Source organism: Ktedonospora formicarum (assembly GCF_016587355.1).
In the GTDB taxonomy this organism is placed as follows: Bacteria; Chloroflexota; Ktedonobacteria; order Ktedonobacterales; family Ktedonobacteraceae; genus Ktedonobacter; species Ktedonobacter formicarum.
The window spans coordinates 1,602,609-1,625,182 of record NZ_BNJF01000002.1 but is presented as its reverse complement, the minus strand read 5'-3'; the positions used below and the strand labels follow the sequence as shown (position 1 = coordinate 1,625,182).

19 protein-coding genes and 2 pseudogenes are annotated in these 22,574 nt (G+C 47.9%); 9 read left to right on the top strand and 12 right to left on the bottom strand.

The window, feature by feature from the left end; all coding sequences use genetic code 11:
- The first annotated feature begins 42 nt into the window (after positions 1 to 42).
- Positions 43 to 243, top strand: coding sequence for a hypothetical protein (locus K3T82_RS25880; protein ID WP_220196427.1), 201 nt, complete (start codon positions 43 to 45; stop codon positions 241 to 243).
- 119 nt (positions 244 to 362) lie between these two features.
- Here K3T82_RS25880 and K3T82_RS25875 read toward each other — a convergent pair whose 3' ends face one another.
- From K3T82_RS25875 to K3T82_RS25860, 4 genes are all read right to left on the bottom strand, one after another.
- The gene (locus K3T82_RS25875) at positions 363 to 1,835 is read right to left on the bottom strand and encodes an acyltransferase family protein (protein WP_220196426.1); all 1,473 of its coding nucleotides are present in this window, start codon (positions 1,833 to 1,835) and stop codon (positions 363 to 365) included.
- A gap of 162 nt (positions 1,836 to 1,997) precedes the next feature.
- Positions 1,998 to 3,305: a mannosyltransferase family protein gene (locus K3T82_RS25870; protein WP_220196425.1), complete on the bottom strand. Its 1,308-nt coding sequence runs from the start codon at positions 3,303 to 3,305 to the stop codon at positions 1,998 to 2,000.
- Between the two features lie 1,067 nt (positions 3,306 to 4,372).
- Complete coding sequence (locus K3T82_RS25865) at positions 4,373 to 4,813, bottom strand: hypothetical protein (RefSeq protein WP_220196424.1); 441 nt, start codon at positions 4,811 to 4,813, stop codon at positions 4,373 to 4,375.
- Positions 4,814 to 5,130: 317 nt separating this feature from the next.
- Positions 5,131 to 6,354, bottom strand: coding sequence for an RNA polymerase sigma factor (locus tag K3T82_RS25860; protein WP_220196423.1), 1,224 nt, complete (start codon positions 6,352 to 6,354; stop codon positions 5,131 to 5,133).
- A 610-nt stretch (positions 6,355 to 6,964) separates the two neighbouring features.
- On the opposite strand from K3T82_RS25860, the gene K3T82_RS25855 reads away from it, so the two are divergent.
- Entirely contained in the window at positions 6,965 to 8,314 is a 1,350-nt protein-coding gene (locus K3T82_RS25855) for an alpha/beta hydrolase-fold protein (RefSeq protein ID WP_220196422.1), read from the top strand.
- A 750-nt stretch (positions 8,315 to 9,064) separates the two neighbouring features.
- Here K3T82_RS25855 and K3T82_RS25850 read toward each other — a convergent pair.
- Positions 9,065 to 9,952 (bottom strand): aldo/keto reductase, encoded by an 888-nt coding sequence (locus K3T82_RS25850; protein ID WP_220196421.1) that lies wholly within the window; start codon positions 9,950 to 9,952, stop codon positions 9,065 to 9,067.
- A 194-nt stretch (positions 9,953 to 10,146) separates the two neighbouring features.
- Between K3T82_RS25850 and K3T82_RS49205 the strand changes: the two are divergent.
- Positions 10,147 to 10,314, top strand: a pseudogene (locus tag K3T82_RS49205) (transposase); the annotation flags it as partial.
- Positions 10,315 to 10,371: 57 nt separating this feature from the next.
- On the opposite strand, the gene K3T82_RS25845 reads toward K3T82_RS49205, so the two are convergent.
- The 3 genes from K3T82_RS25845 to K3T82_RS25835 form a co-directional block, all read right to left on the bottom strand.
- On the bottom strand, positions 10,372 to 11,205 hold the full coding sequence (locus K3T82_RS25845; RefSeq protein WP_220196420.1) for an MFS transporter: 834 nt from the start codon (positions 11,203 to 11,205) through the stop codon (positions 10,372 to 10,374).
- A gap of 475 nt (positions 11,206 to 11,680) precedes the next feature.
- Positions 11,681 to 12,631, bottom strand: a complete 951-nt coding sequence (locus K3T82_RS25840; protein WP_220196419.1) for a terpene synthase family protein — start codon at positions 12,629 to 12,631, stop codon at positions 11,681 to 11,683.
- A gap of 537 nt (positions 12,632 to 13,168) precedes the next feature.
- Positions 13,169 to 14,167, bottom strand: coding sequence for a sugar-binding transcriptional regulator (locus K3T82_RS25835; RefSeq protein WP_236031527.1), 999 nt, complete (start codon positions 14,165 to 14,167; stop codon positions 13,169 to 13,171).
- 823 nt (positions 14,168 to 14,990) lie between these two features.
- On the opposite strand from K3T82_RS25835, the gene K3T82_RS25830 reads away from it, so the two are divergent.
- From K3T82_RS25830 to K3T82_RS25820, 3 genes are read left to right on the top strand one after another with little or no spacing between them, the layout of a single operon-like run.
- The gene (locus K3T82_RS25830) at positions 14,991 to 15,812 is read left to right on the top strand and encodes a radical SAM protein (protein WP_220196417.1); all 822 of its coding nucleotides are present in this window, start codon (positions 14,991 to 14,993) and stop codon (positions 15,810 to 15,812) included.
- Positions 15,809 to 16,465 (top strand): CYTH domain-containing protein, encoded by a 657-nt coding sequence (locus K3T82_RS25825; RefSeq protein WP_220196416.1) that lies wholly within the window; start codon positions 15,809 to 15,811, stop codon positions 16,463 to 16,465. The genes K3T82_RS25830 and K3T82_RS25825 overlap by 4 nt, the downstream gene beginning before the upstream one ends.
- The gene (locus K3T82_RS25820; RefSeq protein WP_220196415.1) at positions 16,459 to 16,848 is read left to right on the top strand and encodes a hypothetical protein; all 390 of its coding nucleotides are present in this window, start codon (positions 16,459 to 16,461) and stop codon (positions 16,846 to 16,848) included. The genes K3T82_RS25825 and K3T82_RS25820 overlap by 7 nt, the downstream gene beginning before the upstream one ends.
- A 172-nt stretch (positions 16,849 to 17,020) precedes the next feature.
- Here K3T82_RS25820 and K3T82_RS25815 read toward each other — a convergent pair.
- A pseudogene (locus K3T82_RS25815) lies at positions 17,021 to 17,731 on the bottom strand (IS6 family transposase).
- Positions 17,732 to 17,951: 220 nt separating this feature from the next.
- On the opposite strand from K3T82_RS25815, the gene K3T82_RS25810 reads away from it, so the two are divergent.
- Positions 17,952 to 18,488, top strand: coding sequence for a MerR family transcriptional regulator (locus tag K3T82_RS25810; protein ID WP_220196414.1), 537 nt, complete (start codon positions 17,952 to 17,954; stop codon positions 18,486 to 18,488).
- The gene (locus K3T82_RS25805; protein ID WP_220196537.1) at positions 18,406 to 18,753 is read left to right on the top strand and encodes a hypothetical protein; all 348 of its coding nucleotides are present in this window, start codon (positions 18,406 to 18,408) and stop codon (positions 18,751 to 18,753) included. The genes K3T82_RS25810 and K3T82_RS25805 overlap by 83 nt, the downstream gene beginning before the upstream one ends.
- On the opposite strand, the gene K3T82_RS25800 is transcribed toward K3T82_RS25805, so the two are convergent.
- Positions 18,716 to 19,615, bottom strand: a complete 900-nt coding sequence (locus tag K3T82_RS25800; RefSeq protein ID WP_220196413.1) for a histidine kinase — start codon at positions 19,613 to 19,615, stop codon at positions 18,716 to 18,718. The genes K3T82_RS25805 and K3T82_RS25800 overlap by 38 nt on opposite strands.
- Before the next feature lie 252 nt (positions 19,616 to 19,867).
- Complete coding sequence (locus tag K3T82_RS25795; protein WP_220196412.1) at positions 19,868 to 20,029, bottom strand: hypothetical protein; 162 nt, start codon at positions 20,027 to 20,029, stop codon at positions 19,868 to 19,870.
- A 756-nt stretch (positions 20,030 to 20,785) separates the two neighbouring features.
- Here K3T82_RS25795 and K3T82_RS25790 point away from each other — a divergent pair.
- Positions 20,786 to 21,214 carry a hypothetical protein gene (locus tag K3T82_RS25790; RefSeq protein WP_220196411.1) on the top strand — a complete coding sequence of 143 codons (429 nt, stop codon included), beginning with the start codon at positions 20,786 to 20,788 and terminating at the stop codon, positions 21,212 to 21,214.
- Between the two features lie 305 nt (positions 21,215 to 21,519).
- On the opposite strand, the gene K3T82_RS25785 is transcribed toward K3T82_RS25790, so the two are convergent.
- Positions 21,520 to 22,434 carry a Dyp-type peroxidase gene (locus tag K3T82_RS25785; protein ID WP_220196410.1) on the bottom strand — a complete coding sequence of 305 codons (915 nt, stop codon included), beginning with the start codon at positions 22,432 to 22,434 and terminating at the stop codon, positions 21,520 to 21,522.
- Positions 22,435 to 22,574 lie beyond the last annotated feature (140 nt).

The window sequence follows — 22,574 nt, the reverse complement described above, 5'->3', positions numbered from 1 at the left end:
TCAGAGGAGAAAAGAAGCTTTTGAAAGATAAAAGGAGATCGTATGACGAGAGTGGATTTCATTCTTGACCCTTCAACGCCCCATTTCCCACCGCATCTCTTAGCAATCGACGCTATCACGGCCACGGTTACTCCTCATACTCAGTACACAGTGGATGTGAATAAGAGCAACGCTGGTCAGCCCTCAGACTTAAGAGGTAGACTGGCTCCTTTCTCTCTTACCCCAGGTTCATTCCTGGGATAAGAGACTTTTATTGCCCAAATACACGGTACCTCAAGAATGCTCTATTTGCACGAAGGGAGCCTTTGCGTGCTCTTGCTGAGCACCATTTCTGCGGGAGAATCCAAAGGCATCAGGTACTTTTACACACGAGGCAACCGATCAGGCTCAGAAGGCAAAGGTGTAGGTTTTTCATGGGGACGTGTATTCGCAGATAGGGGTGGAACAGGAATAAGGAGGGGTTGATGCATTGGTTGTTTGGCCAGTTTCTGACGTATCTTTTCACCAAGGCGCATTCCAGGCTTTTCAATAAAAAGATACAAAAGACACGAAAATGGAATAATCACCAGACACACCCAGACCCACACAAGGCTATTGAGTATCACTGGATTGGAAATCTGGTGGTGAAGTGGAACAATGACCACACTGACAAAGAGCGCTATTAAGGGATCATGCCACATATAGAGGCTAAACGAAATGAGGCCAATCCAGCGAAGAGGAGACCATTCAAAGGGGCGCTTAAGCCAGATGGGCGCATATAAAAGTGCTAGCAAGCACAACCCAAATCCAATAGCATAGCACAATCCCTCCCATTCATTCCATGAATGAAGGGCCAGGTTACGGTAGGCATCAAAAAGATGGAATGTATGGCCTTGATCCCATGCATAAAAGTGCCAGAGCACCATAAAACTGGAGATTGCCAGACCGAACAGGAAGAGAGGCACGCTGAACCTACGAATATGCTGATTCCAATGGCTATCCTGAGGACTATAGCGCAAATAGGTGTAGAGCATACAGATCAACATGCCCATAGCGAACACCTCCAGGAACTTGCCACCCCCGCCAAAGAGATAGGGATTTACCACAGCCTGCACAGAAGGAGGATAAAACGGCGTGAGGGTTCCCTTCGGTAACCAGACATAGAGACAATATAAGGAAATTACTCCCCACGTCATCATCGCGACTAAGCAGAGCATCAATTTTGTCATCCGCCAGCCAACCTTCCCGCGCCGAACAAATAAAGCAAAGATCCAGGCAAACAACGGAAGGAGAAGATAAAATTGGAATTCAACGGCTAACGTCCAGAAGGGGCCATTCAATTGCTGGAAGGTTTCGGGTGCATCCATACGAAAGGTCAGGAACAACCAGAGATCGTGAAGTTTGTCTACCTGAAGATACTCTGGATGAAAAAAACAAATCATGAGGAAGAGAGCAACATAGTACGCGGGAACAATGCGAAAAACACGTCGCACGTAAAATTGCCAGAATGAAGGCCAGGTACTCTCAAAGAGCAAAGCTTTTGCATATGGCAGAAATAAGAGGAAACCGGAGAGCAGAAAGAAAAGAATGACTCCGGATTGTCCAGATAACGCAACTGCTCCATACCACGAGGAAAGTACTGGAAGAGGGAGCCAGAACTGATGGTCTTGTGCAGCGACATTGACATGAAAAATAAGAATAGAAAGGCACGCTACTGCCCGCACCCCATCAAGCACTTTAATCGAAGATTTCTGTTTCCCATCATCAAGAAATTGGATGATAGATTGCCCTAAGAACACGAGCTTCCTGCGCCAATCATATCGAATTGATTGTAGTGTTTCCTGTCTACGACTCATCTTAACCTCGGCCTCCAGCAACAAAAGCGGATGTTGTCAATAAAAGATCGACTGTCTTGAAAGGCATTTCTTCCCTTTCCACCTCATCGCGTGATATGTCTAAGGCCAGGAAGAATGTCAAACGAACACGACTCATTTATAGGCATACCACCCATGAGATGTTTATACCATCCAGTAACCAGTCAAGAACTGGAGCAGGAAGAAGATCATCAACCCATTGGAAAGTAGCATATAGGCTGTATGGACTTTTTGATCCTTCCCCATCATTGCCAAGACCATAAAAGCAGGAAAGACTTCCATGACCAGGCGCATTTGAGATTGGAGAGGCGCTCCTATAGTACTCGGAAAGATGATGACAAAGAGGAATGCCACCGCCCCATAGAGTGCATATGCGAGCGTTCTCTGACGAAATCGCCAGGGTCCAATAAAGCTCAGGACAACAAGCACTCCAATAACAAGACCTGCACTCAAATCAATCACGTTGTGAATCGAGGTAAAAGTCAGCATTGGATTGGTCACAATAAGTCTCAGAGAGGAGATAAAACCAAGAGGGGGAAGACGGAATTGACGTCCCCAAACGCTTTGCGCATGAGAGAATGCCAGAGGATCATGAAATTGCCACCCACAGTACAGGGCAAACATGCCCAACCCACATGGAATAAGCAGCACGTTGAGACTCTGCCAACGAATCTTTTTCCACTGAAAGTTGCAAGAACGCAAATACTCATAACAAAAGGGTACCACTAAGAGAATGCCAGCGGAGCGTGTCAAACTTGCAAGCAACCCACATATCCCGGCGAACCACCATTGCTGATGTCGGAGGGCGTAAAAGCATGCAAGCACACACAATAAGAAAAGCGACTCATTATATGCAGCGGCAAGGAAAAATGCAGCGGGATACAACGAGAGATAGAGTGAGGTGCGAGACGCATGCTCGTGACCGAAATCTTCCGCAACCAGCTTATAGAGAATCATGAGAATACCAAAGGACGCAAGATTGGCAAGGATTAATCCAGCAACGAATGGGTCATGAATAATGAAGGAGACGACAGACTCCAGGAATGGATAGAGGGGAAAGAAGGCGGTTTTCCACGGAGCCGTATAGCCTTGGGTCGCGATACTGGTAAAATGCTCCGTATCCCAACGATCCCAGCGATGCAAGAGTGTCGTCAAGGGAAGCGCGGTTTTCGAAAAATTCTTGACCTCAAAAAGCGCCGCCAGGTACGTCAGGAAGAGATAGATGAGATGTGTTACTCCAAAGAGAAAAAGTGCCTGTTTAAAAGCTTGCTTCCAGGATGGGAAATGATCTTTGGAAATTGCCACTAATGGAGTCGTCGGTAGCTCAGTTACGAGTAGCACTTTATTTGGCTGGACGATTGTATCCGCTGCTTCTCCTGCAACTTGAGAGAATGTCGGAGCCAGGTGCTCAGAAGACTGAGGAGAAATAGGTGATGGCGGTAGTATATCCATGCTTTTTATTGAAATGAGACGAAGCTTACATACTTCTTTTTAGTGACCACTTGGAAGTTGGTCACAAGCATGTGCCAAGATGATGCGATTGCTCATCATCTGATACATCTCTCTTCCAATCCTTTATATTGTTCTAAATAGACGAGCTTAAATCATGTCTACTATAGCAGAGTTTTGGGGGAGCAATCAAGTAGTTAGTATTTTAGATATAGTAACTTGGCGCATGCGATTTTGGGGGGAAAGTAGATAGAAAGAAACATACATCGCAACATGCATACGAAGCTAGCAAGTAATCTGAGATGCGAACTTCATGACGGAAATATCTACAATTATCTCTAAATCAATAATAAATTTCTGGTATCTTTTGTCATCTTTAAGAAGGCACGACCCATTCAGTCATAAGGTTTGGGGAGTCCAAGTAGTATATGGTGTGCCCTTTAACGGGTGAACATTCAGCAAAGTGATCTCTATGCCCAATTGTATCATGAACAATTGCCATCGCATTAAGACACGCGCACAGCACCCATAACAACATCGTGCACTGAAAACCAGGCGATGATAGCTCTCTGTAACGATGTATCTTTTGCATTCAGAGCAAAGAGCGTCACCATCTCCTTTATGGAGGCAAAAATGTTCTTGTTCGATGAGTGGTAGAGAGCACCTCTTGTCAAAGACGCTGTCGTGATCATGACGCCTTCTGTGGCTTTGCGTTTCTCAATGCTAACCCAGTACCGCTACCAATTCCTCTGCTTCCGCTCGCGCCGATCCCCATGTGCACGCCAGCGTCTCATAAGTACTTTCTGCCTCACTCACCCCTTTCTCTTTCTGCACGCGCCAAATGATGCAGAATTCCTCACGGCGTAAACGCAAGAGAGAAGAGAAATATGTCAGTATGCAGGTAGTACATTGCATGATGTCTCTACTTGCTCCTCTCCCTGCGGAAGGCCCAGAATGTATCCTGGGACTTCCGCACTTTCGCTCCACTGTTTCACAAAGGTTGTAGAGGTCCGGTACTACAGATCAACCGCGGTCGTTGCCAGAACGCAGCGCTCAACATCCTTTGCTCTTCATCTTTCAGGCTTCTGAGCATTCAATTGGTTCTCCTGAATCTGAAGAATTTCCAGCGTCTCACGTTGGCAGATGACATCGATTCCTGCTTTATCAATGACGCTCTGAAAACGGCCGAGAAGAGCTGGTTGTCCCTGGTAGTCAACCTCTCTCACAGGATACCATCGCATTCGAGAATGTTTGTGCCAGAAATGTTGCACTTGTGGGAGATCAAAGAGGCAGTGAGAGAGGGTATTCGTCTCTGTACGGTGGCATGATGAACAGACGATCATGACGCCATACGATTCTTTCACGTTTCGTATGGTGTACTGTGATGGGATATCCTGGGGACCGCAGATGCTTGCGCGAGCCCCGCCTTCACAAAAGCGGCAAGAGACCTGGCCTGTTGTGATTGCCTGCCAATAATAGGCCCCTAGCCAGATGAGAAGATGGTCTAGCATTATTTGGGAACTTTCTCCATCCAACCATACTCCCGGCCTTGATAGCCCTCCAATGGGGCAACAGATTGGGCAACGAAAACGGACGTTGTTTACAATAACGCTCTGAAACTTGATGAGATATTCTTCCCCACACATGGGGCACCAGATGTCAGTTTCCTCACTTTTTGTCTCTGGGATTTGTGGCAATGAAGTCATCTTTTTCTCACTCCTTCACAGTCTTTTCTGTTTGCTTGGAAAACCCTTACACCTTCTCTATCACAAAAGTGAGAAGAAACCTGACAAATAACCTTTTTTCACGGGGCCACTGCTTGAGAAGCTTATGTACCAAAATGTTCCTCACTCATTGTATTGCCATGGATCGTAAGAACTTTGAGTGAATCACGATGGCATACCACATCCAGATATGAACCATCGGTTTTACTCTGGAAATGGCTGACCAGAGCTGGTTGGTCAGCATACTCAATCGTTGAGCCGAGATGCCATTGCATCTGTGGATGATCACGCCAAAATTGTTGTACAGACGTTAAGTCGAACGTCAGATGAGATACGGTGTTGAAATGCGTTCGACCGCAACCCATACAAACAATAGCGAGCCCTTGCTGTGCACCGAACCGTAAAAAACGCGATGGGAGGGCAGAGGGAGCGCGTATCTCTCTCTGAGCAAGGCGACCACAATAGAGGCATGATGGTTGATCATTGATGGCACGCCAGTAATAACGCTCTAACCACATGACCTGTTGCCCAAGAAGCGCTTGGGCACTGCTCATATGCTGCCATCGCTCAGGGGGAGTCAGGCCAACAACAGGGCAGCCATGTTGGCAGGAAAAACGAATTTTGTGGTGTTGGGAATCAATGGATTTGATCAGGTGGCCAGTGCCACAGAATGGACACCACATCCTTGTCGTCACGTGCAATGATCCTTCATCAGGAGGAACAATCCCATAAGTGGCTAGCTCCTCACGCATCTGAGTCAGCAAAACACGCCGTAGTGCTCGTTTTCCTCGATACAGTCGTTGCACAAGAGCATCTTCGCTCATGTTGAAGCGCTGGCGTATCTCATCATGTGAAATACCATGCAAATATCGTTGTACGAGTGTCTCACGTATCCCCAATGGAAGATAATCTAGGGCGCGGGAAAGCAATTCAGCAAGTTCCCGTTGTTCGAGTTCGATCTCCATATTGAATGTATCAATGACACCATGCTCTAAACGCTCTGAGTACTCTGGTTGAGAACCAATGGGTGCATGGTGAGCCAGCTCACGCCCGTGATTCCTCGCCCAGCGGAAACACATATGGCGAGCAATCACGCGAAGCCACTTCGTGAGCATTTCCTGATCGAGAGGTTTCTGTAATTTCCCTTGATCTTTCCAGGCTGCGAGCAAGGTTTCCTGCGCAAGATCTTCGGCAGCCTCTTCTTGTTTCACCCAACGAAGACAGAGGCGTACCACCCATGGGCGCATACTGGTGAGCATGAGCCCGAATGAAGCACCTTCCTCCCTCTCTGGAGGAAGAAAGGTTGTCGTATTCTTCTGATGAAGCACAGTGTTCTCTTTCTCTTTTCTGCTCTCACATCATTTTGCAACTATGATAAATTTTTTCCTCTTCTCTTGTTATCACAATAAGACGAAAAAACCTGACAAGCGAAGAGAAAGAAGCTGAATAGGGAAGAGCTTTGACTCAGTTCGTACGACATGTTTGACGCTGATACGTTGTTGTACACATGACTTGAAACGCACTTGCAAGCAGATCCAGTGGCGAGAAGAAGAAAGTTGAAACCATTGCAAATATAATGAAAATAGCGTATGCTTCCTATGGAGAAAAAACACGTTCTCTATATTCAGCCAACGAGGAGAGAGATATGCCTGACCAGCGCTAACACCTGCTAATGAATGTGACTGAAAAGCCATGCTGTTGCATCCAAACAACAGTTCTCTTGCTTTGTCCAGCATTCTGAGTAGTGTGTTAGCAACGTCGCGATGAAGGCGTACTATCTCTTACAATCCTCATTCCCGCACCACATATCATAAGCCTTTTTCCTCCACGTTGTCTCTCCTACCTTCTCATGCAACGCACTTTTCTGTTCATATTTCTGGCATCTGATGTACTTCATTGTATCAATGGATACAGAACGGCATAGAGAAAGGATGTTGTATGGAAGCACAACACACACCGATCAGTCCGCGCCTTACCTCGTTACAGCAGCAGATGCTCTCAGGAAATACGGCTGCGCTACTCGCATTTTGGCAAGAAATGACGCGACAGGGGGCTCCGCTGATAGAAACGATTGGAGGAGATGAGAAGCACGCTCTGGTCACGTTTCTGTGGAAAGCGAACGGAGACACACACAATGTCGTGATCTGGGGCGGGCCAGCAGGGTTAGACCACCCCGAGGAACATCAGATGACGCGCTTGTTACAGACTGATCTCTGGTACAAAACCTACCGGCTGCAAACCGATCTGCGCGGCGTCTATACCTTCTCTATCAACGATGCTTTGGCTGGTCCAGCGCAGGGAGGTTTTGGCACCCGCTTTCTCCCTGATCCGCTCAACCCCAAGCAGTTTGTGGCTCACAGAGACGAAGAAAAACCTGATTCGCAGGAGGTTATCTTCTCCATTCTGGAATTACCCCATGCTCCTGCTCAGCCCTGGATTGAGCCTCACCCCAATGGAGACAAGGGTCAACTTTATGCCCATCGCTTGCGCAGCCAGATCCTCGACAATGAACGCCGCATCTGGGTGTATACTCCTGCCGAGTACACTGAGATGAGCAAGCCATACCGTCTCTTGCTCCTCTTTGATGGATGGACCTACCTTGACCTGATCCCAACACCAACCATTCTGGACAATCTCATACGAGAGGGGAGGATCCCTCCATTGGTCGCCGTCTTCCTTGATCACCCAGATGATGAGACGCGCAACAGCGAACTAGCCTGCCACCAGCCCTTTATCGATTTTCTCGTTCAGGAACTGATGCCATGGATTCATGAACAGTACCATGTGACGGCTGAGGCCACCCAGACGATTGTTGGCGGCTGTAGCTATGGCGGATTAGCAGCCGCATTCGCCGGGCTACGCGCCTCAAACACCTTTGGCAATGTGCTTTCGCAATCTGGCTCGTTCTGGTGGGAGAAAGATCCTGAGGACGATATTCAACAAGAATGGATAATCCAGCAGTTTATCGAGAGCCCACGCCTCCCTCTTCGTTTCTCTCTGGAGGTTGGTTTGAAGGAGGATATGGGATGGATCTACATGGTTGGCTGCAATCGGCATCTGCGTGATGTGTTGCGCCTCAAAGGGTATGAGGTCCAGTATGCCGAGTTTAACGGGTATCACCACTCCGTTTCCCATCGCGGCTCACTTGCAGACCGATTGGTCGCCCTGGTGAGCAAGGAACCAGCGAGTGGAGCCAAAGATGAGGCATGGAATCGTCCACCCGCCTCTGGAAGAAACCAGAAACAGAGTATCGTTTCTCAGCTCATGAGCACGTTCACTCCGGAGTAGACGTACTTCTCTCTGATGCTCAGGGTTCACTGCCTGAAAAGGGTGCCGCCATGCTTCTTCATCGTTGAGGAAGCGTGGCGGCATCCCTTTCAGGCAAAACACCTTCGCGAACAGGTGCCTTACCTCCATAATCTCCAATGGCCCATTTTCCCTTCACGCCACAAGACTTCTAAGCCCTACACATGGGCAAGGACGGACGCGCCAGCGAGACATCCCCTGAAGCACATCTTCGCCAGGCCCCACCAAGCTCCTACCCCGGTGACACAGGCGCGCCAAGCCATCCCTTTGTAGCGCCCTCACGCTCCGCCCACTTACGCACCAGGCTCACAACGTTTTCACATTTCCCCCCACCACATCAGTCACACGCACTCATCAACGCGACGGCTCCAGACCCGCTTCAAGCGCCAAACTCACACAATAACGTCTCATATCGCCCATATCGATGGACTTGTACACCTTCCTCGCCCCTAGCGAGGGCGCTACGTTCTGGTTCACACTACCCATTACACCATCTCTAGAAAAATGAGACACCTTCCCACGTCAATCACAACTGAGAGACAACGTGTTGGGCATCCCATAATAGAGAGGAATCAGGAGATTCTTCGATGGCTGATCCAAATGCATCCCCATTGTCCCGTCTCACTTAGAGCATTTCGACTGAAAGCGGAATATCAGCGCCTCCCTGAACCATTAAGCGAAAAAAAGATCGCAGAACTGCCCTGATACTGCGACATCAGCGTACGATGCTTGTTACCCTGCCATCGGCTTTAGGTGCTCCTGACGTCCCAGGATGTCGAGCGTGTTAAATTCTTCATCACTCAGTTGGATGTTCGTGGCAGCGACGTTTTCTTCCAGATGCTTTACGCTGCTGGTCCCAGGAATCGGCAACATGATTGGGCTACGCTTGAGTATCCAGGCGAGTGCTATTCCGCTTGGGGTCGTATTATGCTTTCTGGCAACCTCACTCAGAATCGAACCAGATTGCGCGAGACTGCCTGATGCCAGTGGGTACCAGGGAATAAAACCGATATTCGCACGGGTACAGTAATCAAGCACGTCCTCGCTTTGGCGTGTCACCAGATTGTAGAGATTCTGGACCGTCACAACCCGAAAGTATTTCTGCGCTGCCTCAATCGCGTCAATATTTACTTCGCTCAAGCCTGCATACCGAATCAACCCTTCCTGTTGCATCTGCTTTACCATATCGAACTGCTCTTCACGCGGCACCTTGGGGTCAACACGATGCAATTGCCAGAGGTCGATACGCTCCACACCCAAACGGCGCAGGCTCATCAATACACATTGGCGAAGATACTCCGGGCGTCCAACAGGTTGCCAGATGTCTGGTCCTTGACGGGTAAATCCACCTTTTGTCGCTATGACCGTTCCAGTATATGGGTAGAGCGCCTCATGGATGAGATTTTCACTGACCTCTGGGCCATAACTATCCGCAGTGTCAACAAAATTCACACCAAGTTCTGGGAGGCGTTTCAAGGTACGTAAAGCCTCTGGGCGATCTTCAGGTTCGCCCCAAATCCCTTTTCCAGTAATGCGCATAGCACCAAAACCAAGGCGATTTATCGTAAGATCATCGCCAATGGTGAATTGTCCACTAGCTGCTGCATTGATGTTTCCCACGCTTCAGCTTCTCCTTTTCCTTAAAAATTGACTCCATGGTTACACAATATTCAGGTCCATCATTTTCGTCCCAACTCGCCACTTCCCCTCCTTGATCAATTCACTTCCACTGTCTACAAAGAGCATACAGACCCCAACCTAGAGGTGTATCAATCTTTTTATTATAAAAATACGCATAATTGAATTTAACATTTATAACATGCAAGGTATCCCCACTCAGAGCGTATCAGCTGACACAAACTAAAATGTGTATTGATGTTGGCTTGAAAACGTTCTATACCGATTCTGAAGGTGTTGCCATCGAGAATCCACGTCACTATCGCAAGGCTGAAAAGCGCTTGAAGCAGTTGCAACGACGTCTCTACAATGGGTAGCATCCTCCCCGCTTGAGAGGATTTCTTGCCGTGTCCATGAGAAAGCTATATCAATGCCAATGTGTTAATAATGCCTAACCCAAACGCGAGAAGGCTTTCTGCGCGCAAGAGTGTACGCAAGAGCAGATTCTCTTCGATGTATCGTAACCCTTCCCACAGCTCTTTGAAGACGTGATGGAGTCTCTCTTTTTGGACAACGAGAGACTCTGCTGGTTCTGACACATGCATGCTGCGTATGAGCAGCCAGGAGCAGATGAACGATGCTGCATTCAAGGTAATGGCCGAACTCACTCCCAGATAGGCGTAGAATATGCCCGCAAGCGCTGAACCAAGAGACCAGGCAACCATAGCTGAGCCTGTGGTCAGCGCAAAGGCTCGGGTAAGCTTCCCTTCTGGCACAATACACCTGAGAAGCACCTTCGTAGATGGATTGAAGAATTGACTCAAGCTAGACGTAGCAGCGACCACCAGATAAATTGCACCAAGTTTCATGGGTATGGGCAACGCCGAAGTTGGTGCCGAAAGAAACGGAAGCGGACCTGGTCCGCTCACCAGCAGCAGAGAGAGAACGAGAAGCACTCGCATTACATCCATGATGCGCATCGTCTTTTGCTTGTGCCAGCGATCCACAAACACTCCTGCAAATGGACTGATCAGAAGGGCGGGGAGAGCGGCTGATAACGCTATGCCACTTATGGCGAGTGGAGCATAGTTCTGGTTATGAAGGAGCGTCCCAATCCATAAAGTGAGCACGGTTATAAAAAGAATGTCACCGATGAACGAGATAGTGCTTCCTATCCACAATACTGTGTAATTGTGATTAATGATAATGAAGCGATGGCAATAAAGTGCCAGATGCTTTTGAAAACGAAGACGCATATCTATCCTTTCGCATGCGCAAATGGTGGAGGTGATCCATGTTTGAATACCTGTGTAAGGGGGATGCGCAGTGCGGAAAAGATGCGCCACGTTACTGGAGAAGGGAAAAAACGGGTAGGAGGTCAAGACAGAAAGACAAGTCGCACCATCACTGTTTCGGACGGTCATGTCTCTCTTGCATGGTGGTCTCTTCTCTCGCTATTGCGCCACATGCGGCGCAGTAACACCCGGAGAATGAGTGATGATGCTGACAACAGACGTCTGTTGTCGTAGTCCCATCTGCTTCATTATATTTCCTTGCTATTCGCTCTCTTGATAAGATATTTGGATACTATCATGTCAAGTTGCTTTGTATCAAGCGCTGCCCATAACGTTCCAAGGTAGAGTACAAACTTAATTGCCAAGTGTTTCTCGTTTGTGTGAATAGGCGGAGCTACTTACTCAAGAGCTTTCTCGAGTCTGCACTAATGCATCATCAGGTTTCGGCCTGACCATAGCGAGAGGTTTCATATGACCAGTCCAGATTGCCCCGCACCATGGCACGATGAGCCATGGTATAGAGATGAATCTCTTGTTCATACGTGGGGAATTCCCTCAGGAGATCGCGCTCAATATTCATAAATAATTCTGTCTCTGCACGCACCAGATCACGTACAATACTTACAGCATCCTGCAGAGTGCAATGAGACGTATGCTGAATGATAAGCACCAGATTATTCACATCGTTATTCTCAAACTCCTTTCTTAAGGACACAATATCATTCGACCAGCACACAATATTATTGGTAGCGCGTAAAAACACTCGAAACACGTCGCTTGAGCACATCGCTTGAGGAAAATCCATGCGTTCGACAAGATCAATGAAATCAATCCCTATCAGCATGCCACTTGAGAGGCGGCGCTTTTCAATGTACATATCCTTATCAGGTACAAGACCCAAAGATCGGTTTTGCGCTTCCCAATAGGTTCCCGCAAAATAATCTGCAAAATGATCAAGAAATTGTTTTCGCCAGACTGATGATGTAAACCCAGCAGTCCGCCACCAAAGATCGTGAAGTGCAGAGGACATAGGATCACTATAGCGAAGAGACGGTATTGTGCCATCTACAATTGAAAACAATCTAGCCATAACAGGTCGGATACGATCGGGTTGATGGCTTATCGCCCCCTCACTAAATAGATCATCAACAAAAAATAACCAGGCCAGCCAGTCGGCAAGAAGTGAGAGTTCGCTCGCTGTTGCAGTCGGATAGCAACGTGCGACCAGCCACCCCATACGTGTTTTGGAAAATCGCTGGAGGGAAGGCCCTTGAAGTAAACGAAATTCCTGGACCCAAGCCTCTAAATGCTCCTGTGCAACCTGAACATGAGGACTTATGCGTGGAACAAAGGGGCAAAAAGGTGGTGCTAACTGTATATCCTCCAAAATCTGCTGCCTTTCATCGAACGAGAAGGGGGAAACAGCTATAATTTTTATGCCATACAGGATGAGGTCTTATGAGTAATTATTGAAGAAATGAGGGATGTTTCATCATCCCTTCTCATAGGTTTGCCCTTCACAAGCCCCAGCGCTTCACGCCTGCCTCTTATACACATTTAACAAAGTGATTTTGCGACTTGGCTGAAGAAACTGCCCGAGAAGGAAGAGCTGACAAACGGAGCCTTGCGCATCTCAGCCTTGTCAGTCCGCATCTCATGTAGCCTCTCCTTTCCCTTTGTTAAATGTGTATAAAAGTTAGCGCTTCATACCTGGAGTCATTGACTTATGTGCGCCAAGGATCAAACTTTTACCTTTGAGCACATCAAAAAGAGGCCAAAGGCTGAATTGCATTGGCTGAACAGAATATGCCGGGAACGCAAAGCCAGCTTTATATTCTGCATGTCAAAGATCAGGCAGATGCGACAGACATCACTCAGGATAGTCTCAACAGTAGTTGGCTTCTCTGGCTATTGCGAGTCACATCTAGCGAAGCGACTGCCGATACTCATCTTCTTGCAAAAATGAATGTGTGGACACATTATCCTCTTGTACACCTTTACGGCGAACTGCTAATCGAAGCAAATATTGCGCTGTTATATGATCTGTCACTAAAATATTAGCCAGCCCAGCTTGTAGCGCTGCATGAATGGCTGGAACATACGCAGGCCCCCCACCTGCTACAAGAATAGCCTTGACCCCTTTTGTTTGGATTTTTTCTTTTAGAGAAGGAATTTCAAACCCTGTCAAATAATAAGGTGACGGATCGAGCATGGTATTAATACATCTACCTTGTGCATCAAATACCCAGTGATTAATGTCGACTGCTGGCTGTTGTTTCTCAATGATCGATATCTGTTCTTGCGAGAGAATACCTTTCATCACCACCTCATCATTGGTAGAAGGTGTCCAGAGCCCCATCATAAATATGCTTGCTTGTTCATAGAGGTCATACGCTTTTTTTACCATAGGATACTGCTGGATCATTGCGCTTAAATCTTTTAATTGAGCTTGCGAAATAGAAGGAAAGAATGCGCCAGCGCAGAACCACGTATGGGTTCCCCCATAGGCCTGAGCCAACTCATACGTCACCATATTCGCATCCCCTTCAGTCGTATGAGGCTCCACAAAACCAATTGTAGAAACAACGTTCAGGTGAGGAAGCATCTTCGTGGGTCGTAAAAAACGTGTCACCGAACGCATCATCGTACCGCCGGACATAGCGAGAATGCTTGAATCAACAAGGAGTTGGTCCAAATATTCGGCAGCTGCTTGAGCGATGTCAATTACGACGTTCTCATTCGTATCGGCTTTCGCCATCCCCTCAAAGGAGCGACCAGGGACAAGTACTAAATCTTCAAGCCCTAATTCAAGGCGTGCTTCGCGGGAGAGATTGCGTAAATAGCCACCACGAAGTTCAGGGAGAATAGAAATGCGAACAATACCTGCTGTTTTTGCTTTCTGGAGTGCTTTGCTCACCGTCATCCTCGAGCAACCCTCCCCATCGGCAATCGCTTCCTGAGATAATCCATTCCCATAATAGTGCTCTGCAACCCTGCGTAGGAATCGATCATCAGAGAGCAATTTGGTTTCCGACATATTCATTGAAGGTCTATTTGAGCGCATAATATCACTCCACTTCCTTTCAAGGCTTATACACTACTTTTCCTCTGCTAACAGTCAATCATGCCTATAAAGATCGACATGACCGCTAGAAAGTAATTATTTGTTTTATATTCTAATATTTGCTTAAGCTTACTCTATTTTTCACACGAATGCAAGTCTTTTATAACACTTTCTACAATTTTCCGATTTCAGCAAGCAATAACGACATGCTATATTTTAGATAAAATATAGCATGTCGTTACTCTAATGAAGAAAAATAGCCTATTATCTCGTTGTAGACAAGAATATAAAGAACATAATTTTTTTCTGTTTTGGAGCAATGTAGCCACTTTTCTTCAAAATCGATTTATCTCTTCCCAAAGCAACGCTTTCTTTGCTTCTGTCTCGCTACTGTTTTTTTAAACACTCTGTTTATTTTGCACATTAATAGATACATGGAAAATTTATTCTACAACAAAATAATAAAAATATCTTTTTTAATATTAGTGCTACAATTGATAAATTTATTACTTTTGTATCTAATTTATAGAATTTCTTGCATTTTTATGTTAAACTAGCTTTTGTGAGCTATCAATTCAAATTTGTTTTCCCTAAGCAAAGCGACACTTATCGCTGAGCTTGATTGATTGCTCCATAGCATATCCTTTTCCTGAGGCACAAGAGAAAGTTGGTGGAGGTGCTCATGGCAAAAAGAATCATGTTCAAAGTTGAAAAAGGTCGTGTTCTCGTGCCTGTTGGAGAGCCTTGCTCCTTTGGATGCCGCTACTGCTATACGCGAGGAGGGGAAGTGGGCCTTTCACGTGTGGATCCCGAAGAAGTATTAACGCAATTTTATGCATTTGCACGTGGTGCATCATTTGAAACTATTCAGTTTGGCTATGATGGTGATCCATTCGCGAATCCTGCGCGCGGCCTGGCAATGTTGCAACGTCTGTCCCTTCTGGGGAAACATGTCAACTTCAGTACGAAAGGTCATATCAATGAGACAGGCCTTGCAGTACTGGCTGAAATTCAGCATCAGATGCAACTGCGTCACACCACCCTGAGCACCCTCGTCTCCCTGAGCTGTTGGGATTCAGCATCGATAGTCGAGCCACACACCCCTTCCCCTATTGAGCGAATTCGGACCGTAGCCAGCATCAAAAGTCTGAACATCCCCGTCTTCATTGCCGTTCGTCCTATTTTGCCACATATTCCAGATAGTGAATATGTGCGCCTCATTACAGAAGTGCTCCTCGCCAAATGTGATGGCTTCATTCTCGGCCCTCTCTACGTCGATGATCGGGGTCAGTTCGCACGTTTTATTCCCTCAAATATGCTACGCCAGACTCCTTGCCGTAAAACGGTTGTCTCGTGGTCGGCCCACGCTCCCACATGGACCCGCTACGAAGATGAGGCTCGATTACATCGCCTTGCGGCAGTCATCGAGAAAAAGGGAGGGAGAGTCTTTTTTTCATCAGCAGATGCCATGGCAGATATTATACAAAGGAGCGTAGTTGCATGATAGAGGTTGAATTTAAATACGCAATTGATCCGCAAGTGAAACCACGTTTGGAAGCGAGACTGCGAGATGCCCAATTTGATCGGCTGGTACAAAATAGCGACATTTACTATGATACTCTCACCTACGATCTTCTCCAAAAAGCAGTTTTTGTTCGTGTGCGCAATCAACAAACGCTCCAATTCAAGTTCAATGAGCAGGCCGAAAAAGCGCATATAGAGAGTACTGAACGAGCATTTTCACTCTCTGCCCAGGCCAAACACACAACGGCAATAAATACGTTGTTCGCTCATTTCCTTCCAACGTGGCAAGCTGGATTATCGTGGGAAGATGCCCTACAAAAAAACAAACTGGTAGTACTCGCCCATATTGAGAATACACGTCGACAATACATCTATGATTCGGTCAAATTGTGTGTTGATACCATTGCGGGTATAGGCGAGTTTTTAGAGGTCGAGGTCGAATGTGAGGAGGGAACGAATACACACCATTTACACTCGCATCTACGCCGTATCTTTGGCGATGTTGTCGCAGAACCGCTTTCAGTTGGGTATGTCGAACTCTGGCTCCATCAGCACAATCTTCAGGCTTATCACAAGGGCGTGTATCGGTTGCCAGACAATGTAGAACCAGGGAAAGGAAACATGCCATGTTAAAGGTAGAGAATTGGTATGAAACACAAGAAGGACATTTTGTACAGATCCTGGGTAGGGATGAAGCACTGGACAAATTTGTGGGTCAGCTCGATGCACGACTGATATGTTATGACCAGGAAGGCCAGCCCTACTATATTGCAACGGGATATGCCAATGCACCTGACATTTATAAATTGAAAAGCCTGGAGCCAGTATCTCCCCCTCAAGTACATGAATATAAGCTCAATATCAGTATCAGTGCTTCGATCAAGGTCAAAGGCATCTCAATACAAGAGGCGAAAGCTCTTGCGCCAGACATGATTGATCTGGAGGCACTCGACAAAGATCTGCAAATAGAAACTTTTAGCATCAAGATTGAGGATGGACACTGGCACTACTTATAATGATTTCCCCTAGCCCTGAAGTTTCAGATAAAACGCTGCATAGCGCTCCTATTTTCGCTTGGGCAAAACGACAGAAGAAGAGCGGCCTTGTCACCATGACGAGAAGAGAGAGAAAAAGCATGTTGTAGGATACCAGAGAAAAAGAAGTGGAAGGGAAGGGGAATTGCGTTCGCTACGCAACGTGCTGCGTGCTGGCAATGTCGTTCCACGTCTGCGCTTCGCTCCCGCATGAGCACACGAGACGCTGACGCATGAAGCCGATGTCGCCATGGTCGAAAGTGGTCTGAGATGGGCCCAAAGGCAGAGAGAAAACGTTGCGCATGACCAGGGAATTTGAAGCGGCGCATGCCGCGTTCTCGTTGTCGTATCGGTTGATGCGAATTCTCAGCTCGATTGTTGAGGCCTTTGTGCTGCCGGTGCTCGACACTGGGCATGATCTCCTTCTTGGCTGCAGCATAACTGGCCAGTTTGTCGGTGATGATCACACATGGCACAGAGTGAAGACATTTGAGCAGTTTGCGAAAGAACTTCCTGGCAGCTTTTTTCTTTCTCTTGCTTTGAAACAGGATATCAAGCACGTTACCATATTGATCGACCGCCAAAGAGAGCTTTGCTTCCCTTTAATGGTCAGAAATACCTCATCAAGATGCCACGTGTCTCCAGTGTGGCTACGTCGCTGTTTGAGCTCATTGGTGGTGGTCTGGCCACATGTGGGGCACCACTGCCTGATGGTTTCATACGTCAGAATGACACCGCGTTCAGCCATGATCTCCTCAACATCACGAAAACTGAGCGAGAAGCGGAAATACTACCAGATGCAATGTCCAATGATTTCAGATGGGAAACGATACCCTTTGGACAGAGAAGATCTTGTGTTATTCATTCCGCCGGTATGTCAAAGATTGTAGCTTCTTCGCAAATTGACAATATCCACTCTGCTCTGGCTCAACGGCCAATATGGGACCGAAGCCGTGCTAGTTGATATGGCCTCCTTCGCGTTTGTGGCCCGTGGCAGGATTTCTGTGGCAGCAATTGGGTCTTTCCCTTGGCCTTCCCCTAACGGCACAGTATATGCTGGGGGAAGAACAGAACAACGGGAGTGAATGATGCTCAAAATTGGGGAATTTGCCCGTCTCAGCCAGGTCGCGCTGAAAACCTTGCGGCACTATGACGCGCTGGGTATCCTGCGACCATCACAGATCAATCCGGAGAATGGCTATCGATGGTATGACCTGGACCAACTCACTGACATGATGCGGATCCTGGCACTCAAAGATTGCGGATTTGTGCTGGAAGAGATTGCTCACCTGCTCCACACCCAGGACGAAGACGCCCTGGAGGAGTTGCTCCAGCAGCGAATGATTGCTCAGCAAGAGCTGGTGAGGGAAGAACAAACACGACTCGGACGCCTGCTGACGCGTGTGCAGCAACTGCCCATGATGCAGACGGCAGGTCCGTTGTATGATGTGGCGCTCAAGCACACTGAGCCACTCACATTGCTTGGGGTGCGTGGACAGGTGTCCACCCCAGAAGCGATTGGGGGATTTTTCTCGCAACGTGGTGCGACAGCTCAAGCAGCAGACCATCATCCCTATCAATCCGCTGATCCACCTGTACTTCGACGAGACCTTGCTGGATGAGGGGTTTGATCTCTTTGTGGGTGCTCCCGTTACCACCCTGTCTCCTGCTCTTCCGCTCATCTTTCCTGCCTCAGGTTGGCTGGAGAAAAACAAGTCGCATATGTGCTGTATCGGGGGAGTACGCCAGGATCAGGGAAGCGTATGTGGCCCTGGATCGCTGGTTGGCGACCAGTGGATACCACCCACCAGGCTGGTCCTTAGGCTACATCAGCAAATTGACAACACTCTCATTCCACAACTGGCTCAGAGGATGAAGCACTCATGACACTGAGAGGTAAGGCAATATACATACTAAACATCCGACGTGATTTCAGTTCCGACCAGATACGTCCTCCATGCATTTGCAAAATGTCTTCACACAGAGACATACAAATATCTTGATCATGTTGATCGAGTGTTTGAGACCAACTCCCAAATATATCGCTTCTTGTGACATGACTTCGTTTGGGATGGCGCATGCAAATGTGAATCCCCATACGTGCTTCCCCTCTTTCTTGCACCGCTGTTTTGTGACATTCAAGAGTGAGATGCAGAGAAGAAGGACCTTCATGAAAAGCCATATTATGACTCAGCACATGCTCTAGGACAAACTCTATCCACAGCACATCGCAGCGGACACACAACTGTTGTGATGGGAAGTGAACCTCGATAGGTTTCTCTGCGTAGAGTGGAGCAAGCCGCTCAAATACTTGCTGCACTAAAATTGCCAAATCAGTCGTTATCAATTTTTCACAGAATCGGGTATCAGATGGCTGAAACACAAATTTTCGAATGTGAGTCAGAAACTCATTGAGTTGTACCATCCGCTGTTCGAGCTTTGTCAGATAGGCACAGGAGGCTTCACTTTCCAGGGAAGATGACGAGAATCGTGCTCTTTGCAACATTTGGGTATATCCAGAAATAACGGCAAGCCCATTGCCAACTTCATGATGCAAGATTTCGAGCAGAGAGTACTGGGTCAGGTTCTCCTTTAAGGTTTTACAGGTCGTTTTTTTCAACTCTGACATATGTTTTTCCTTCTCTTCGATACAAGTTTTACTCTCACCGGCAAAAGATAAAGGGAAGAACCATTCATCGATGTTTTCGTTTCTGACTGCATACATCGAAAGTGAATGATTCTCAGACATGGGGCAGCCCTCCATGAGCCAACCTCAATGATACAAAGGCATATGCATAGGGCAAGTGGGCGCTTCTTCGATACTCACCTTGAACTTCTTTCTTCAAGCTCTTTTGCGCTTGGAAGCTTGATTGGGTCTCATCAATGAAACTGATTATATGTAATTTACTCTCTCCACAAAACCCAAGCATAGCTTGGATGCACCAACAGAATACATAGGATGAGTGTGCCACGCTTTTTTGCACGCAGACATACACTCAGTTTATGCTTTCCCTTTTCTATACTGGTAAACTGTCACACCTGAATTGAAGGATGGATAGAGACGCTTCAACTTGATACGGGCATCGGCTGTATTGAAACGCCAGTTGATCTTGGTCTGGACCTGATTGCGTTGGGCTTGCCTGACCGAGATTCGTTGGAGCAATGAACCATTCGGGGTGCTTGTGCCACGCCTGCATGCCCTTGCGGAACGCATTCCAGATCGATACGAACTGGATCAAGATGGAGTTGGAGGCCTTGCGGGGGGAGGGCCTGATAACACTCCTGGTGCTTGAGACGATGATAGATCTAGACATAGGGGAGGAAGGTTCCATCCTGAAAGAAGGCTTGGCGGATGTGATAGGTCTCCTGGTTATACCGGTTCTTTGAAGCTCTGGCAGCCTGATCGATGCAGCCATAGCGATGATCGGTTTTGCGGATGAAATTGTTGCTCTACCAACTGCATGCCTCACGTACCTTCTCTGACATCTCTTTCCGAGAGAAAGCATAGCACATCCATTCGAGGCCGCACGAGAAACGAGAGACAAGATGACAAGATTGAGGAACACGTGTCATCTTTTTGAGAAGCTCATTCCAATACCTACCACCATTACGCTATCAGGCATAAACCCAGACTTGGACAATAACCTCCTCTTGCTTCCCACACGAATTCAGAAGGGGCATACGCAACTTTTCTTCACTGATTCTTGGAAAAGATAAAAATAGTACGCCAGACCAACAGGGAGAACCAGCAACTGTCATCATGATCACCCAAAAACTCTCTCCATCGACGTTATGAGTGATGCAAGGGCACATTCGAGAACTGGCCCTTCTTAATCAGGAGATATTATCTGTGTTTACAAGAATCAGAAAAGCTAAAAAAACCTCTCCAAGGCATCTCATTCTCCCCCGAGAGATTCACTTGATCTTAACGGGGGGATGCGCGCTCATACTCATTCTAGCTCTATGGTTGGCTTCTTGGCTAGGTATTCCAGCCTGGTATGTGCGCATAGGCGGCATAGAGACAAGTGGTATCGCGAAAGCTGTTGCCTCCTGTGGAGTAGATGATTATGCACAGCAGGGAGACAATGCGGAAACATTCATCTATACTTTTCAATTCTCTGGCCCACAGGGGCAACCATATAAAATCACACGCGAGGGCAATTGCAACAATCTCTATAGCGATGGGGAACACATATCACTCTGGTATCTTCCCCAGGACCCTCAACGCATTCTTACCGCACAGGAAGCCCTATGGCTTTACATCTTCACGTGTATCTGGCTTGGAGTCACTGGTCTCATGCTTCGTTTCTTATGGCTTCTGCTCCTCCCCCTCCTGGCACGCTACTAGAGATCACACCCTTAGTTGTCTGTGAAACGCACTTGTAGGCGCTTCCTATCATACGGCTAAAGGCGCAGTACTCCTCAAATATTGTCAGGCACTATTCCAGGTCCGCATCCTCCAAAACATCTCTGGCAAGCACTGTCCAATCCATATACCGCAGATTCTTCGTACCATATCGTTCACGTGGCACCTGATAGTCGATCCCGGCCCAATCCCTGGGTGCCGTGATGCCGGGTGCGCTGCCGTGGGCTGTTCATGTCGCTTCCCTTGCTTGCTGTGGTCGTCTCAGCATCTTGGGAGGCCTTTCTCGTCTATTCGTCGTCTGGAGCGGCAAATTGGCGCAGTGCCTCGACTGAAGGGACAAAATAATACGCTCCGCTGACTGGCGTGGTGTACCTGGTCAGGGCATCGCGGATACCATCCTCGGCTCCGGCCATCCGCTTGAGCATGCGGGCCAAGCGATGCTGGTCACAACTGAAGCCAATAAACATCGTTCCTTGCTCGGCGGCGTTCCCGAACGGCGTATTGCGGCGGAAGATGTGCCGCTCGACTCCACCCTCTTCGATGGTGGTGCGCGGGACATGTGCAGTTGGACCGCTGACCGTTTCAGGCAACTCGATGCTCTTCTCTTTGGTCCGCCCGAAGACCTTCTCTTGCGCCTCAACCGGAAGCGCCTCCCAGGCTGCGGTATGGTGTAGCCACTTCTGCACCAACACCACGCTCCCACCAGCACCGGGAGAGCCATCGGGAACAAGTACCACCTCGGGGGCCTGCAACAGACTGGGATTCTTGGTGCCGTCGATGAAACCGGTTAAATCCCGATCTACCCGGTAGGTCCACCCGTCCACATTCAGAGCAAGGGTGGCTAGTCCAGCCAGCGCCTGCTTCGCCTCTTTGGCCACATCAAAGACCTTATCATAGGCATGACCCGCCGCCCAGACCCACAGATCGTGCTGCGTCGCAGGCATGGTGAAACCCTCTATTCCGCGCACGTCCTGCTCGAAATCCTCGACGGCTTGCGGCATCTCCTGCGGACTCACGCGCCTCCAAATGGAGGGCCGAAAGCCGACCACCAGGTTGACGCCCCCGGTCGTCATGCGTGGTTCTCGTAAATTGGCAATCGCTCGCACCGGCACAACCGGGTCAACAGAGGCATGCAGATCAAACTCCAGAAGGGAATGCGATCCCGTTCCCAACGCGAAGATGCCACTTTGTGCGACGTGCATGAATGATCCTCCTGTACATAATAAGAAAAGTCAGATGGTCAGGATGGCCTGGCTTCATTGGGTGGGAGAAAGGCATCCTTGCTCCTCAAGTTTGTACAGTAATAGATGAAATTAGACAAACCCGGCATAGGGCTGCCAAT

Bases quoted from the DNA above. Each gene is read 5' to 3' on its own strand.
- K3T82_RS25870 (WP_220196425.1), bottom strand. From the start codon at position 3,305: ATGGATATACTACCGCCATCACCTATTTCTCCTCAGTCTTCTGAGCAC.
- K3T82_RS25880 (WP_220196427.1), top strand. From the start codon at position 43: ATGACGAGAGTGGATTTCATTCTTGACCCTTCAACGCCCCATTTCCCA.
- K3T82_RS25800 (WP_220196413.1), bottom strand. From the start codon at position 19,615: ATGTCTGAGAATCATTCACTTTCGATGTATGCAGTCAGAAACGAAAAC.
- K3T82_RS25845 (WP_220196420.1), bottom strand. From the start codon at position 11,205: ATGCGTCTTCGTTTTCAAAAGCATCTGGCACTTTATTGCCATCGCTTC.
- K3T82_RS25855 (WP_220196422.1), top strand. From the start codon at position 6,965: ATGGAAGCACAACACACACCGATCAGTCCGCGCCTTACCTCGTTACAG.
- K3T82_RS25830 (WP_220196417.1), top strand. From the start codon at position 14,991: ATGGCAAAAAGAATCATGTTCAAAGTTGAAAAAGGTCGTGTTCTCGTG.
- K3T82_RS25875 (WP_220196426.1), bottom strand. From the start codon at position 1,835: ATGAGTCGTAGACAGGAAACACTACAATCAATTCGATATGATTGGCGC.
- K3T82_RS25785 (WP_220196410.1), bottom strand. From the start codon at position 22,434: ATGCACGTCGCACAAAGTGGCATCTTCGCGTTGGGAACGGGATCGCAT.
- K3T82_RS25865 (WP_220196424.1), bottom strand. From the start codon at position 4,813: ATGCTAGACCATCTTCTCATCTGGCTAGGGGCCTATTATTGGCAGGCA.
- K3T82_RS25825 (WP_220196416.1), top strand. From the start codon at position 15,809: ATGATAGAGGTTGAATTTAAATACGCAATTGATCCGCAAGTGAAACCA.
- K3T82_RS25810 (WP_220196414.1), top strand. From the start codon at position 17,952: ATGATGCTCAAAATTGGGGAATTTGCCCGTCTCAGCCAGGTCGCGCTG.
- K3T82_RS25835 (WP_236031527.1), bottom strand. From the start codon at position 14,167: ATGACGGTGAGCAAAGCACTCCAGAAAGCAAAAACAGCAGGTATTGTT.
- K3T82_RS25820 (WP_220196415.1), top strand. From the start codon at position 16,459: ATGTTAAAGGTAGAGAATTGGTATGAAACACAAGAAGGACATTTTGTA.